Genomic DNA, 13,893 nt, shown 5'->3' on the forward strand with positions numbered 1-13,893 from the left:
TCAGGCCGCCGGGCGGGGCGGGCGCTGGCAGCGGGGGCAGAAGTAGCTGGAGCGGTTCATCCAGGCGCGTCTGCGCATCGGTGTCCCGCAGCGCCGGCAGGGTTCGCCCTCGCGCCCGTACGCGTCGAGCGAGCGGTCGAAGTAGCCGGACTCGCCGTTGACGTTGACGTACAGGCTGTCGAAGCTGGTGCCTCCGGCGGCGAGGGCGTCGTTCATGACCTCGCGGACGTGACCGAGGAGTTCCGCGGTGCGCGGCCGGGTCATGGTTCCCGTGGGACGTTCGTAGTGCAGCTTCGAGCGCCACAGGGCCTCGTCCGCGTAGATGTTCCCGACGCCGCTGATCAGCGACTGGTCGAGCAGGGCGCGCTTGAGGGTCGTACGGCGGGCGCGCAGCGCGGTGTGGAACGCGGCGTCGTCGAAGAGGGGGTCGAGCGGGTCGCGGGCGATGTGCGCGATGACGTCGGGGAGGCCGTCCGCGGTGTTCTCGTGCAGTGACAGGCCGCCGAAGGTGCGCTGGTCGACGAAGCGCAGCTCGGTGCCCCGCTCGTCCTCGAAGCGGACGCGGATGCGCAGGTGCTTCTCCTCGGCCGCCTCCTCCGGCTGCACGAGGAGCTGACCGCTCATGCCGAGGTGCGCGAGCACGGAGTACGGGGAGTCCTCCAGCGGCAGCCACAGGTACTTGCCGCGGCGCATGGCCTCGCCCACGCGGTGTCCGGCGAGCGCCTTCGCGAAGCCGTCGGGCCCCGCCAGATGCCGCCGCACGGCCCGCGGATGCCGGACCTCCACCGACCGCACGACCCGCCCGGTGACCCAGCGCTCCAGACCCCGCCGCACGACTTCGACTTCGGGCAGCTCGGGCACGGAGGTCCTCCAGGGGGCGGGCTGGGCCGGTGATGCCGGAAGGGTACATCGCACCCGCCGACGACCGTCGCCGAGCGGCAACGGCGGCAGCAGCGGCAACGGCAACGCGCGGACCCCGCCGCGGCGTGTGCGCCGTGACGGGGTCCGGTGGTGCGGTTCCGCACGGTGCCGCGGACATCGCGGCACGTGCGGTGGATGAAGGATTCAGGCCGTGGCCGTGTCGGTGGGCGTCGAGGAGGCGTCGGCGGTCTCCTCGCCGTTCTGGGCCGCCTGGTGGGCGGCACGGACCGCCTGCTCGGCGGCCTGGGCCGACTTCGCCCGTTCGTCCGCGGCGGAGTGGATGGCACGCCACGCGGATTCCGCGGCCTGCTGCTCCGCCTCCTTCTTGCTGCGGCCGGTGCCGGTGCCGTACGAGACGCCTCCGACGCGGGCGGCAGCAGTGAAGACCTTCTCGTGGTCCGGGCCGGTCTCCGTGACCAGGTACTCGGGAACCCCGAGCCCCTCGGTCGCGGTGAGCTCCTGGAGACTGGTCTTCCAGTCCAGGCCGGCACCGAGGTTCGAGGACTTCTCGATCAGCGGGTCGAAGAGCCGGTGGACGAGTTCGCCCGCCGCTTCCAGCCCCTGGTCGAGATAGACGGCGCCGATCACCGCTTCGAGGGTGTCGGCGAGGATGGACGCCTTGTCCCGGCCTCCCGTGCCTTCCTCGCCCCGGCCGAGCCGGATGAAGGAGCCGAGTTCGAGGCCGCGGCCCACCTCCGCCAGCGCACGAGAGTTGACCACCGCGGCCCGCAGCTTGGCCAACTGGCCCTCGGGCAGGTCGGGGTGGGTGCGGTACAGCGTGTCCGTGACCACGAGGCCCAGCACGGAGTCCCCGAGGAACTCCAGGCGTTCGTTGGTCGGCAGACCGCCGTTCTCGTACGCGTAGGAACGGTGGGTCAGCGCACGCACCAGAAGGGCGGACTCGAGCTTGTAGCCGAGCCGCCCTTCCAGAAGCGTGTGGGACGAGGCTGTGTTGTCCGCCTTTTTCTTGGCGTTTGAATCCGCCTTGGCGTCAGACATCAGACCTCTCACCAGCCGCTCAGACCTCGAGGACCTGGCGCTTGTTGTAGGTGCCACAGGCAGGGCACGCGATGTGCTGCTGCTTGGGCTCGTGGCAGCGCTCGCACGCAACCAGGGTGGGGACCGCAGCCTTCCACTGCGACCGGCGGTGGCGCGTGTTGCTGCGCGACATCTTCCGCTTCGGAACAGCCACGGCTACTTCTCCTGCTTCTCGTCGACGCCAGGCTCGGCGCCGCTCAACTCGTCCTTCTCGCCATCTTCGAGTGAACCGGCGAGTCCCTGCAGTGCCGCCCAACGGATGTCGACGGCGTCATGGTGGTGGTCCGGGTCGTCCGCGAGCCGGGCTCCGCATTCGGAACACAGACCCGGGCAGTCGTCCTGGCACACCGGCTGCATCGGCAGTGCGAGCACCACCGCATCCCGCAGCAAGGGTTCGAGGTCGAACAAGCCGTCCTCGAGGAAGAGAGTCTCCTCGTCGTCCTCGGCGTCGTCGACCGGCTCCGCCTTGGGGCGGCCCCGGTCATCGGCGTCAGGGTACGAGAACATCTCCTGGAAGTCCGCTTCGAGCACCTGCTCAAGCGGCTCCAGACACCTTACGCACTCCCCTTCGGCCGATGCACGGGCGGTGCCTGTGACAAGCACCCCTTCCATGACCGACTCCAGACGGAGTTCGAGCTCCACCGGGGCGCCTTCCGGCACTCCGATGACACCCTGGATCCCGAGATCCCTGGGAGCGTCGATCGTGCGGGTCAGGCGCTGCAGCGCGCCAGGACGCCGCCCCAGCTCGTGTGTGTCGAACACGAGAGGATTGCGGTGGTCGAGGCGGGCGTTCAGAGCCATTCCTGCTTTCGATCTTCGAACTCTTGGGGACGCCGCCCTCGGTGTCCCTCGGGCAGCGCTGATCGCGGACGTACGCGCGACCGAAGAGCCAGGATACTGGACCTTTCGCTCTCGGCCCAATCCGGTGCGCGCCCGCGCCCCGGCGGGCGGAGCGCACCCCTCCTGACCGGGCGGTCAGTGCCCGCCGCGCCCCTGCTCGTACGCCCTGAGCTGCTCCGCGCTGATCATGCTGGTGTCGAAGAGGCTGACCTCGTCGAGGGGATGGTCCTGCTGGTCCATGCCGTGGGCCTGCTGTCCGTAGACCTGCCCGCCCTGGTCGTAGCCCTGCTGGTCGTAGCCCTGCTGCTGGTAGGCGGCGTACGGGTCGGCCTGCTGGTAGCCGTACGCGTCCTGCTGCTGGGCGTACTGCTGCTGGTAGCCGTACGGGTCGGCCTGCTGCTGGTAGCCGTACGCCTCCTGCTCCTGCCGGTCGTAGGACGGCTGGGCGGCCGGCTCCGGGGCCCGGGGGGCCTGCCCGGGTTCGTCGGCGAGCTCCGCGAGGCCGGCCAGGTAGTCGGCGTCGCTGGTGTGCGCGCCCGGCGTCCCGTCCTCCCCGAAGGCCGCGAGCGCGCCGAGGTCGTCGGTGGCGGTACGGCCCTGGAGCTTCTCCCGGCCGCGGCCGACGGCGTCCAGGGTCTTGGCGAGGACGGCCTCGAAGGCGCCGAGCTTGGCGTCGACGTACGCGTCGGCGTTGCGGCGCAGGGTCTCCGGGTCGTAGCTGCGCTCGGGGGCGTCCTCGTCCTCGTAGCCGTCCTCGTCGAGGCCCGGGCCGGTGCCGAGGAGCTTCTCGCGGCCGCGGCCGACGGAACCGATGGTCTTGGTGAGGACGACCTCGAAGTTGGCGAGCTGGGAGTCGACGTAGTCGTCGGCCTCCGCGCGGATCTCCTCGGCCTCCTTGCGGGACTCGCCCAGGATGCGGTCCGCCTCGTTCTGCGAGCGGCGGGCGACCTCGGTGTCGGAGATCAGCGAACCGCGCTCGGCGTGCGCGGTCTCGATGATCCGCTCGGCCTCCTGCCGGGCCCGCTCGACCATCTCCTCGCGGCCGCCGATCAGCTCCTGCGCCTGGGCGAGGGAGCCGGGCAGCGCCTCGCGCACCTCTTCCAGCATCGAGAGCAGTTCGGCGCGGTTGACCACGCACGACGCCGACATGGGCATGGAGCGGGCACCGCTGACCACCGCGACGATCTCATCGAGCTTCTTCTGCACGTCCACCGTGTGCTCGCCACTCTCTACAGCTGTGATGGAGACGGACGGGACGACTGTACGACCACGTCGGCACCGTCCGACACCGGGTGACGGACTGTCAGTCGCTCAGCCCTCGCGCAGGCGCTCCGTGAGGGCCTCCAGGACCACCGGCGGCACCAGGTGGGAGATGTCGCCGCCCCAGTTCGCGACTTCCTTCACCAGCGAGGAGGAGAGGAAGCTGTAGGTGGGGCTGGTCGGGATGAACAGGGTCTCGACGCCCGAGAGGCCGTTGTTCATCTGGGCCATCTGGAGTTCGTAGTCGAAGTCGCTGACCGCGCGCAGGCCCTTGACGATGGCCGGGATGTCCCGCTGCTTGCAGTAGTCGACGAGGAGGCCGTGATAGGCCTCGACCTGGACGTTGCCGAACTCGGCCGTCACCTCGCGGATCAGCTCGATCCGCTCGTCGACCGTGAACAGGCCCTTCTTCGACTGATTGATCATCACCACGACGTGCACGACGTCGTACAGCGCGGAGGCGCGGGCGATGATGTCGAGGTGTCCGTTGGTGATGGGGTCGAATGACCCCGGACAGACGGCGCGGCGCAACAGTGGTCCCTCGCTCTCCGGTCCGGTCATCGTGCGTCTTCGCACGTAGAGGCGGCGCGACCGTACCAAAAGGTGCCCTCGCCGTAGCGACGGGCCCTGAGGGCCTCGAAACCCTCGGGCCAGCCGAATTCACCGCCTCTGGTGCTGCGCTCCACGGTGACGAGCGCATCCTCCGCGAGCCAGCCCCCGGTGCGGAGTGTGAGCAGAATCTCCCGAAGATCGTCGTCCGCGACGACGTACGGCGGGTCGAGGAAGACCAGGTCGTACGGCTCCCCGGGCGCCGCCGTCCGGACGATCTGCTCGGTTTTGCCCGCTCTGACCTCGGCGCCGGGCAGGCCCAGCGCCCTCACGTTGTCGCGGATGACCCCGGCCGCGCGGGCGTCCGCCTCCACGAGCAGGGTGTGGCCGGCACCGCGGCTGAGCGCCTCCAGGCCGACGGCGCCCGAACCCGCGTACAGGTCGAGCACGCGCTCGCCCTCCAGCGGGCCGCCGAGCAGGGACTGCCAGGTGGAGAAGAGGCCCTCGCGCGCCCGGTCGGAGGTGGGTCGGGTGCCGGTGCCCGGCGGGACGGCCAGACGGCGTCCACCGGCCCGGCCGGCGATCACGCGGGTCATCGAAGCTCTCCTTCATGGATACCCCCGGCTCCGGCCTGGGGAGGAAACGGATCTTCTATGGAGCAGGACAGGGAAAGCCAGGCACTTCACAAGCTACCGTGATAATTTGTGAAGCATGACCAGCCATGTGAAGCGGGCATTCAAATACCGCTTCCGTCCGACGGATGCGCAGGCGGCTGAGCTGTCGCGCACGTTCGGGTGTGTGCGCAAGGTCTACAACATGGCGCTCGCGGCCCGTACCGAGGCGTGGGTGCGGCAAGAGCGGGTCAACTACAACCAGACCTCGGCAATGCTGACGCTCTGGAAGAAGTCCGAGGAGCTGGCCTTCCTCAACGAGGTGTCCAGCGTTCCGCTCCAGCAGGCCCTGCGGCACTTGCAGGTGGCGTTCACGAACTTCTTTGCCAAGCGGGCGAAGTACCCCCGCTTCAAGTCGCGGAAGAAGTCCCGCAAGTCCGCGGAGTACACCACCAGCGCGTTCCGTTTCCGTGACGGGAGGCTGACCCTGGCCAGGATGTCCGAGCCGCTGGACATCGTGTGGTCCCGGCCCCTGCCCGATGATGCGGCCCCGTCGACGGTGACCGTGTCGCAGGATTCGGCCGGCCGCTGGTTCGTGTCGCTCCTGGTCGAGGATCCGGCTGTGAAGCCGCTCCCCGCGATCGGCACGGCGGTCGGTATCGACGTCGGCCTGACTCACCTGCTGACCCTGTCCACTGGCGAGAAGATCACCAACCCGAGGCACGAGCGCCGCGACCGTGCCCGGCTCGCGCTCGCCCAGCGCAGCCTGGCGAAGAAAGCGAAGGGCGACGGAGCCAACCGGGCCAAGGCCCGGCGCAAGGTCGCCCGCATCCATGCCCGGATCACCGACCGCCGCCGTGACCACCTGCACAAGCTGACCACCCGACTCGTGCGTGAGAACCAAACGCTCGTGATCGAGGACCTGAGTGTCCGCAACCTGGTCAGGAACCGGAAGCTTGCCCGCGCCATCTCGGACGCGGCGTGGTCGGAGTTCCGGAGCATGCTGGAGTACAAAGCCGCCTGGTACGGACGGGAAGTGATTTCCGTGGACCGCTTCTTCCCCTCGTCCAGGCTGTGCTCCCACTGCGGCACCCTCCGAGGGAAGATGCCGCTCGACGTCCGCGAGTGGACGTGCGCCTGCGGAACGGTCCACGACCGTGACGTGAACGCCGCGAAGAACCTGCTGGCCGCCGGACTGGCGGTGTCTGCCTGTGGAGCCGGTGTAAGACCTCAACGGGAGTCCTCCCGGACGGGGCGGTCGGCGACGAAGCAGGAACCCCCACGGCGCGAGCCGTAGGAATCCCCTCTCTTTGGGAGGGGAGGAAGTCAAGAGGGTCCTTTGCGCTGGCCTGGGACAGCGAGCGGCTGGCTCGCGGGCGCTGGGCCGGGCTTGGGCACAGCCTGATGTGTGTCGGTTCCCCCCAGTCTCTCAGCCGGCGACCGCCCGCCGCCGCTCAGCCCTTGTCCAGGTACTGCTCCCGTTCCTCGTCCAGCAGGGCGTCCAGGGCGACGCGCAGGCCGGGCAGGCCCGTGAGGTCCGGGTCGGCGGCGACGACCGCGGTGGCCTCCTCGCGGGCCTCCGCGATGATCTCCTCGTCGTCGATGACGGCGAGCATGCGCAGCGAGGAGCGGACGCCGGACTGGGCCTGGCCGAGGACGTCGCCCTCGCGGCGCTGTTCGAGGTCGATGCGGGAGAGCTCGAAGCCGTCCAGGGTCGAGGCCACCGCGTTCAGCCGCTGGCGGGCCGGGCTCGCCTCCGGCATCTCGGAGACCAGCAGGCACAGCCCCGCCGCCGAGCCGCGGCCGACACGGCCGCGGAGCTGGTGGAGCTGGGAGACGCCGAAGCGGTCGGCGTCCATGATCACCATGGCGGTGGCGTTCGGTACGTTCACCCCGACCTCGATCACGGTCGTGGCGACCAGGACGTGCGTCTCGCCGGCGGCGAAGCGGCGCATGACGGCGTCCTTGTCGTCCGGGTGCATCCTGCCGTGCAGGACCTCGACCCGAAGGCCCTGGAGGGGGCCCTTGGCGAGCTGGTCGGCGACGTCCAGGACGGCCAGCGGCGGACGCTTCTCCGCCTCGTCCTCGGGGGACTTCTTCCGGGCGCCCTTCTTCGGGTCGTCCTCCTCGTCACCGATGCGGGGGCAGACGACGTACCCCTGATGGCCGTTCTCCACCTCCTCGCGCACGCGCTCCCACGCGCGCGTGAGGAAGTGCGGCTTGTCCGCGGCCGGGACGACGTGGCTGGCGATCGGGGAGCGTCCGGCGGGGAGCTGGTCGAGCACGGAGGTCTCCAGGTCGCCGAAGACCGTCATCGCGACCGTGCGCGGGATGGGCGTGGCGGTCATGACCAGGAGGTGCGGGGGCTGCTTGCCCTTGCCGCGCAGGGCGTCGCGCTGTTCCACGCCGAAGCGGTGCTGTTCGTCGACCACGACCAGGCCCAGATCGTGGAACTGCACCTTGTCCTCGATCAGGGCGTGGGTGCCGATCACGATCCCGGCCTCGCCGGTGACGAGGTCGAGCAGCGCCTGCCGGCGGGCGGCGGCGCCCATGGAGCCGGTGAGCAGCACGACCTTCGTCGCGTGCTCGGCCCCGCCGAGCATGCCGCCCTCGGCCAGCTCGCCCATCATCTCGGTGACCGACCGGTGGTGCTGCTGGGCGAGCACCTCGGTGGGCGCGAGCATCGCGGCCTGCCCGCCCGCATCGACGACGGCGAGCATGGCGCGCAGGGCCACCAGCGTCTTCCCCGACCCCACCTCTCCCTGGAGCAGCCGGTGCATCGGGTGTTCGGTGGCGAGGTCGTCGAAGATCTCCTTGGAGACCTTCTGCTGGCCCTCGGTGAGGGTGAAGGGCAGTCTGGCGTCGAAGGCGGTCAGCAGGCCGTCGGGGGCGGGGGTGCGGGCGACGGCCGGGAGCTGGCCGTCGGCGTGGCGGCGGCGGGCCAGGGCGACCTGGAGGACGAAGGCCTCGTCCCACTTGAGACGGGCGCGGGCGTCGTGGATGTCCGCCTTGGTGTGCGGGCGGTGGATCTTGAGGAGGGCCTCGGGGAGGGTGACGAGACCGCGGCCGTCCCGCAGCGGGTCCGGGAGCGGATCGACGGCCTCCTGCGCGCTCGGCAGCACCGTCTGCACGGACTTGGCGATCTTCCAGGACTCCAGCTTGGCGGTGGCCGGGTAGATCGGGATGAGGGCGCCCGCCCAGCTGTCGACGCTCTCCGCCGCCTCGTCGCCCTCGCCGCGCAGCAGTTCGTAGGCCGGGTGGGCGAGCTGGAGGCGGCGGTTGAAGACGGAGACCTTGCCGGAGAACATCGCGCGGGTGCCGGGCAGCAGGTCCTTGTGGGGCTTGTGCACGCCGTTGCCGAAGAAGACGAGCTGGACCCGGCCGCTGCCGTCCGTGATGGTCACCTCCAGGCGCTGGCCCTTGCCGCGGGGCGCCTTGGAGGAGGCGAAGGTGTGCAGCCGGGCGTCGGCGACCTGGGCCACCACCGTCACGTGCTCGTCCATCGGCAGGTCGGCGAGGTGGGTGAGCTGTCCGCGCTCCTCGTATCTGCGCGGGTAGTGGTGCAGCAGGTCGCCGACCGTGTGCAGGCCGAGGTGCTCGGCCATCACCTTCGCGGTGGCGGGACCGAGCGCCTTCTTCAGTGGTTCTTCGAGCACGGGCACGAGATCCATTGCACACCACGACACTGACAATGCCGTATACGTCCTGGAAATCCGCTGGTCAGACGGCTGGTTCCGGGCCTAGGATGGCGCGCTCCGGCCCTCTTCGCGGTCACCTCCCCCGGGACCGCCCGACCCCGCGCCGTCGCCCGTCCCCCCCACCGACCGGCGCAGCGACGATGGACTCCCAGACCTCACAGCCGTCCCAGGCATCCCCGTCACCTCATACGTTCCAGGTCGACCTGCGCGGTCTGGTCGACCTCCTCTCCCACCACCTCTACTCCAGCCCCAAGGTCTACCTGCGCGAGCTGCTGCAGAACGCCGTCGACGCGATCACCGCGCGGCACGCCGAGGAGCCGGACGCCCCGGCCACGGTGCGGCTGCACGCGGAGGGCGGGACGCTGCGGGTGGAGGACTCCGGTGTCGGGCTCACCGAGTCCGACGTGCACAGTCTGCTGGCGACCATCGGCCGCAGCTCCAAGCGGAACGACGGCCTGGAGTCGGCGCGTTCGGACTTCCTCGGGCAGTTCGGCATCGGACTGCTGGCGTGTTTCGTCGTCGCCGAGCGGATCCGGGTGGTCAGCCGCAGCGCCCGGACGCCCGACGCGGCGCCGGTCGAGTGGACCGCGGCCGACGACGGCTCGTACACGGTGCGCACCCTGCCGCACGAGGCGCGCCCCGAGCCGGGCACCACCGTCCACCTGGTGGCGCGGGCCGGGGCCGGCGAGTGGCTGAGCCGGGAACGGGTCCTGGCGCTGGCGCGCGACTTCGGGGCGCTGCTGCCGTACGACGTACGGGTCGGCGACGAGGCGGTCGCGGACCTGCCCGCGCCGTGGGACCGGCCCCACCCGAGCCCCTCCGCCCGGCGGGTCGCCCTGGCCCGGCACTGCCGGGAGCTGTTCGGGTTCACCCCGCTGGACTCGATCGGCCTGGACGTGCCGCTCGCCGGGATCCGCGGGGTGGCCTACGTGCTGCCGACGGCGGTCAGTCCCGCCCAGCGCGCGAGCCACCGCGTGCACCTGAAGGGCATGCTGCTCACCGAGCGGGCCGAGCAGCTCCTGCCCGACTGGGCGTTCTTCGTGCGCTGCGTCCTCGACACGGACAGCCTGCGGCCCACCGCGTCCCGCGAGTCGCTGTACGAGGACGAGACCCTGGCCGCCGTACGGGAGGCGCTGGGCGAGCGCATCCGGTCCTGGCTGACGGGGCTCGCGGCGGGTGATCCGGAACGGCTGGCCGCCTTCCTGTCCGTGCACCACCTGGGCGTGAAGTCGCTGGCGCGGCACGACGCGGAGATGCTGCGCACGATGCTGCCGTGGCTGCCCTTCGAGACGACCGACGGACGGCTGTCCCTGGAGGAGTTCGCGCAGCGCCACCCGGTGGTGCACTTCACCCGGACCGTGGAGGAGTACCGGCAGGTCGCGCCGATCGCCTCCGCGCAGGGTGTCGGGGTCGTCAACGGCGGCTACACGTACGACAGCGAGCTGATCGAGGCCCTGCCCGCCGTGCGCCCGGGCACGGCCGTCTCGGAGCTGGACGCGGACACCGTGACGGCCCACCTGGACACCGTCGACCCGGCCGAGGAACTGGCGCTGGCCGGCTTCCTCGCCGCCGCGCGGGCCCGGCTCGACCCGCTGAACTGCGACGTGGTGCTGCGCGCCTTCCACCCCCTGTCGGTGCCCGCCCTGCACCTGGACGACCGGGCGGCCCGCCACGAACAGGCCCGGGCGGAGGCCGAGGAGCAGGCCGACGACCTGTGGGCGGGCATCCTCGGCTCGCTGCGCGGCAGCGCCCCCCGCGCGCGTCTGGTCCTCAACCACCTCAACCCGCTGATCCGCAGGATCAGTTCGCTCGGCGATCCGGACCTCATAGGAACCGCCACGGAGTCCCTGTACGGGCAGGCCCTGCTGATGGCCCAGCGCCCGCTGCGCCCCGCGGACTCGGCGCTCCTGAACCGCGCCTTCATCGGCCTCCTGGAATGGGCCACCCACACCGACCCCGGGAAGGACGACCGCCGATGACCCCGGCCATGGACTTCGACACGCTGCGCCGGGCGATGGCGGACAACTACGAGCAGCCCGAGGGGCCCGGCCGCAACGCGCGCGCGGAGCAACTGCTCGTGGAGGCCGAGGGGCTGGACGTCCCGCTCGCCGTCATCGAGGCGCTCGGGCACCAGCTCAAGGTCTACAACTACAGCTCCGAGAAGGACAAGATGTTCGTCCCCTTCGCGCGCCTGCTGCGCATGTGGGACGAACACCCCGAGGACTTCGACGAGTTCGAGATCCACTCACTGCACTGGGTCTTCAAGTGGATGTCGTCGGGCATGCTCGACCAGCCGCACGTCCCGCTCGCCTCCATAGAGAAGTGGCTCGGCGAGATGGAGCGGCGCTACCGTCTCGCCGGTCATTCCGAACGGGCCGTGCGCAGCGCCGAGTTCAGCGTCGCCGCCCATCTGGGCGATCTGGAGCGCGCCGAGCGGGCGTACGGCGCCTGGCTGGCGGCGGACCGTGACGCGATGGCCGACTGCCACGCGTGCGAGCTGCACGGACAGGGCTGGTGGCGCGCGGTGCGCGGCGCGGACGGGGAGGCGCTGGAGCTGTGGGAGCCGGTGCTCCGGGGCGAGTACGCCTGCGCCCACGAGCCGCACACCGTCCTCGCCTCCTCCCTGCTGCCGCTGCTGCGCCTCGGGCGCGTCGAGGAGGCGCGCGCCCACCATCTGCGGGGCTTCCGGCTGGTGCGGGCCATGGAGAGCATGCGGGGCGCGTACGCGGACCACGTGGAGTTCTGCGCCCTGACCGGCAACGAGGCGCGCGCCCTGGAACTGCTCGCGGAGCGTCCGGCCTACTTCACGGACTCCGGGGACCCGCGCAGCAAGCTGGACTTCCTGTCGGTCGTGGCGCTCACGACGGACCGGCTGACCGCGCTCGGGCTCGGCGGACAGCCGGTTCCCGGGCCCGCCGGGCGCGCGTGGACGGCGGCGGAACTCGCCGCCCACGCGCGCGGGGAGGCGCTCGCGCTGGCCGCGCGGTTCGACGACCGCAACGGCACGTCGTACATCGGTGAGCGGACCCTCGCGCGCATGGACCAGCCGGTGCTGGTCGCCCGGCTGCCGCTGGGCGTCCGCTCCGCGGCCCCGGCGCGCGCGGCGTCCCGGCCGTCGGTGCCGGTGCCCGCGCCCCCGGGGCGGACGGTGGACGGGGCCGCCGCCGAACCGGGCCTGGACGCGCTGCTCGCCGAGGCCCGGCGGCTCTCGGCGCTGCGGGACCCGGACGCGGTCGAGGCGTGGGCCGCGGTCTCGCGCGCCGCCGAGGGCCACGAACTCACGCTCCGCGACCGCGCGGAGATCGCCGATCACGCGGCGATGGGCCTCGGGCCGCGGGGCGCCGCGCCCTTCCTCCAGGCCGCCGTGCTGTACGGCGAGGCGGGCGACCCCGGTGAGGCGCTGGCGGCCCGTTCCCGCGCCGCGTACGTCCAGGCCCTGTCGGGCGGGTCCGTGGAGGCCCTGGAGGCCGTCGCGGAGCTGCGCGCGCAGGTGCTCGCCCTCTTCTCGGAGGGCGGGACGCAGGCCTCGCAGACGGCGTCCGTCCTGGTGAGCCGGGCCCGGACGCTGATGCACCGGGTGGACGAGCTGGAGACGGCCGCGGTGAACGGGCGGCCGCTCGCCGACACCGGCTCCGAGGGCGATGTCACGGTCGCCGCCGAGGAGGCCGCGCGGGAGCTGCTGGCCCTCGCCGGGCCGCACGCCGGGGACGACGTGGGACTCGCGTCACGGGCCGCCGAGGCGTACGCGATGCTCGGGGAGCTCGCCGCGCGCGCCGACGACGCCGAAGGGGCCGCCGCACTGCTGCGGCACGCCGTGGACGGGTACGTCGCGGCGGGGCTGCCGTGGTTCGCCGTCGAGTACGACTCCCGGCTCGCCGGGATCGCGACGCATCTCGGCGACATGGAGGAGGCCGAACGGGCGACACGGGCCGCGCTGGAACACGGGGGCTCCCACCTGGAGCCGGCCGGGCACGCCCAGCTCCACCTCCAGCTGGCCGACGCGCTCGACGCCACCGGGCGGACCGGCCTCGCCGCGGAGCACGCCCTGGAGGCCGCGCACTGGGCCGACGAGGCGGGCGAGGCCGCCACGTTCGGGGCCTGGGCACGCCACCACCTCGGTGGTTTCCTGCTCCGCCTGGGGCGGTGGGCGGAGGCCGCCGAGATCCTGGAGTCGGCGCTGCCCGACCTGACCGCCGAGACGCACGGCGAGGGCGCGATCGTGCAGACGCGCTGGTGGCTCGGCGACTGCCTCACCGAGCTCGGCGAGCACCGCGAGGCCGCCGGGCACTGGCTGCGCGCCGCCGACGTCGCCCGGCACTGGCCCGAGCAGCGCGACCACGCGATGCTCGCGAACCTCGCGGCCGAGGCCCTCGGGCACGCCGGGATGACCGACCGGGCCGATCAGGCGTACGCGCGCGCGTGCGACCTGTGGCGCGAGCTGGGCGACGTCCCCGGGGCCGTCCGCGCGCTGCGGGCACGCGCGTGGGGCGCGGCCCGGCGGGACGGAGGACTCGACGAGGCGCGGAGGCTGATGGCGGAGGCGGTCGAGGAGTGCGGGGCGGCGGGGGCCGGCACCGGAGCCGGCCCTGTGGACGAGGAGGCGGACGCGGGGCGCCGTGTCGTCGCCGAACTCGGGCACACCCACCGTCAGTTCGGGGACCTGCTGGCCCGCTCCGTGGCGGACGACGCGGAAGAGGCCGTCGTGCGGGAGGTGTTCGAGGAGGCCCTCGGACACGTGGTCCGGGCGATCACCGTGTTCGCCTCCCTCGGCGACCCCCTGCTCGGTGCCCGGACGGGCGCCGAACTGGCGGCCGGCCTGCTGGAGGCCGACCTGGGACGGCACGGGACCGCCTCGGCACGCGCGCGCTCGGTCCTCGCCGTGTGCGACCGGCTGGACGGGGAGACCGCCGGGGCCCGGCGGGCCGGGGCCGAGAGGATCCTCGAACTCGTGGAGGAGGCGGGCTAGTGCCGCGGCA

The 13,893-nt window shown here is 72.1% G+C and carries 11 protein-coding genes; 3 read left to right on the forward strand and 8 right to left on the reverse strand.

Going from position 1 to position 13,893, the window contains the following annotated elements:
* The 7 genes from mutM to rsmD all read right to left on the reverse strand — a co-directional run bounded on the left by mutM (position 1) and on the right by rsmD (position 5,204).
* Entirely contained in the window at positions 1 to 861 is an 861-nt protein-coding gene (gene mutM, locus ACFW6B_RS04540; RefSeq protein WP_386591919.1) for a bifunctional DNA-formamidopyrimidine glycosylase/DNA-(apurinic or apyrimidinic site) lyase, read from the reverse strand.
* Positions 862 to 1,065: 204 nt separating this feature from the next.
* Positions 1,066 to 1,920 carry a ribonuclease III gene (gene rnc / locus ACFW6B_RS04545; protein WP_386591922.1) on the reverse strand — a complete coding sequence of 285 codons (855 nt, stop codon included), beginning with the start codon at positions 1,918 to 1,920 and terminating at the stop codon, positions 1,066 to 1,068.
* A gap of 19 nt (positions 1,921 to 1,939) precedes the next feature.
* The gene (gene rpmF, locus ACFW6B_RS04550) at positions 1,940 to 2,113 is read right to left on the reverse strand and encodes a 50S ribosomal protein L32 (protein WP_028802425.1); all 174 of its coding nucleotides are present in this window, start codon (positions 2,111 to 2,113) and stop codon (positions 1,940 to 1,942) included.
* Positions 2,114 to 2,115: 2 nt separating this feature from the next.
* Positions 2,116 to 2,760: a YceD family protein gene (locus ACFW6B_RS04555; protein WP_386591925.1), complete on the reverse strand. Its 645-nt coding sequence runs from the start codon at positions 2,758 to 2,760 to the stop codon at positions 2,116 to 2,118.
* Positions 2,761 to 2,934: 174 nt separating this feature from the next.
* Entirely contained in the window at positions 2,935 to 4,011 is a 1,077-nt protein-coding gene (locus ACFW6B_RS04560; protein WP_386591927.1) for a cell division initiation protein, read from the reverse strand.
* A gap of 99 nt (positions 4,012 to 4,110) precedes the next feature.
* A complete protein-coding gene (gene coaD, locus ACFW6B_RS04565) occupies positions 4,111 to 4,620 on the reverse strand; it encodes a pantetheine-phosphate adenylyltransferase (protein ID WP_386591929.1) in 510 nt (169 codons plus the stop codon).
* Positions 4,617 to 5,204, reverse strand: coding sequence for a 16S rRNA (guanine(966)-N(2))-methyltransferase RsmD (gene rsmD / locus ACFW6B_RS04570; RefSeq protein WP_386591931.1), 588 nt, complete (start codon positions 5,202 to 5,204; stop codon positions 4,617 to 4,619). The genes coaD and rsmD overlap by 4 nt, the downstream gene beginning before the upstream one ends.
* Before the next feature lie 115 nt (positions 5,205 to 5,319).
* On the opposite strand from rsmD, the gene ACFW6B_RS04575 reads away from it, so the two are divergent.
* Positions 5,320 to 6,516, forward strand: a complete 1,197-nt coding sequence (locus tag ACFW6B_RS04575; protein WP_386591933.1) for an RNA-guided endonuclease InsQ/TnpB family protein — start codon at positions 5,320 to 5,322, stop codon at positions 6,514 to 6,516.
* A gap of 157 nt (positions 6,517 to 6,673) precedes the next feature.
* On the opposite strand, the gene recG is transcribed toward ACFW6B_RS04575, so the two are convergent.
* Positions 6,674 to 8,890, reverse strand: a complete 2,217-nt coding sequence (gene recG / locus ACFW6B_RS04580; RefSeq protein ID WP_386591935.1) for an ATP-dependent DNA helicase RecG — start codon at positions 8,888 to 8,890, stop codon at positions 6,674 to 6,676.
* Positions 8,891 to 9,057: 167 nt separating this feature from the next.
* On the opposite strand from recG, the gene ACFW6B_RS04585 reads away from it, so the two are divergent.
* Both ACFW6B_RS04585 and ACFW6B_RS04590 read left to right on the forward strand, forming a co-directional pair.
* Positions 9,058 to 10,896, forward strand: a complete 1,839-nt coding sequence (locus ACFW6B_RS04585) for an HSP90 family protein (RefSeq protein ID WP_386591937.1) — start codon at positions 9,058 to 9,060, stop codon at positions 10,894 to 10,896.
* The gene (locus ACFW6B_RS04590; protein WP_386591939.1) at positions 10,893 to 13,883 is read left to right on the forward strand and encodes a tetratricopeptide repeat protein; all 2,991 of its coding nucleotides are present in this window, start codon (positions 10,893 to 10,895) and stop codon (positions 13,881 to 13,883) included. Before ACFW6B_RS04585 ends, ACFW6B_RS04590 begins: the two co-directional genes overlap by 4 nt.
* Positions 13,884 to 13,893: the final 10 nt, after the last annotated feature.

This window comes from Streptomyces sp. NPDC058751 (genome assembly GCF_042746485.1).
Lineage (GTDB): Bacteria > Actinomycetota > Actinomycetes > Streptomycetales > Streptomycetaceae > Streptomyces.